Below are 783 nucleotides of genomic sequence, written 5' to 3'. Positions count from 1 at the left end.
AATCGGGATTGGTAACGGCAGCGGTGTTGATGCTGGCTTTGTCCGCACCGGCATTGAGCAGGCGGCGGATGTCGGCTACGGTGCGTACGCCGCCGCCGACGGTCAGCGGAATGAAAACTTGTGAGGCAACGTCTTCGATGACGTGCAAAATGGTGTCGCGGTTGTCGGAGGAGGCGGTGATGTCGAGGAAGGTCAACTCGTCCGCACCTTCGTCGTTGTAGCGTTTGGCAACATCGATGGGGTTGCCTGCATCGCGCAAACCGAGAAAGTTTACGCCTTTGACGACGCGGCCGTCTTTGACGTCGAGACAGGGGATGATGCGTTTTGCCAGTGCCATTTTGAATGCCTTTCCAAACCTAGGAATGAGGTCGTCTGAAAACGAGCGAAGCGAGTTTCGCTAAAACGAGTGAAGCGGGCTTTCAGACGACCTCAACGGTAGAGGCAGATGGCGGCAGCATCATGGTGTCGGTTTGTTTGGCAATCGGGCGGGACTGTGTAACGGTTTCACAAAAATGAAAAGATGACGGTATAAACTGAAAAGGCTGGCAAAGCGGCGGAATAGGAATGATGAATATTGATTTAAATCATACGTCATTGAGGGCTGGTGCGATAATATGAATATGTTATCAAACAACTTCAAACGAAAGGAAAACCATGAAAGCCGTCCGCTTGGTTCTTGCCGCATCTTTGGTTTCTACGCTTGCCGCCTGCGGCAGCTCCTCTTCCGCGCTATCCGATGCGATAGGCAAAGGCTTTGATCCTAAGGCTAAGGGCGTGAAATAC

At 52.2% G+C, this 783-nt stretch carries 1 protein-coding gene; it reads right to left on the bottom strand.

Translation table 11 applies throughout. The features are described from left to right. The coding region (gene hisF, locus ACTHTS_RS10865; RefSeq protein WP_440370036.1) for an imidazole glycerol phosphate synthase subunit HisF at positions 1 to 337 on the bottom strand (337 nt) is incomplete at its 3' end. Positions 338 to 783 lie beyond the last annotated feature (446 nt).

It is taken from the genome of Neisseria sp. P0019.S003 (genome assembly GCF_051957115.1).
Lineage (GTDB): Bacteria > Pseudomonadota > Gammaproteobacteria > Burkholderiales > Neisseriaceae > Neisseria > Neisseria flavescens_D.
The sequence above is the reverse complement of the archived record's forward strand: the minus strand, read 5'-3'. Positions and strand labels throughout refer to the sequence as shown.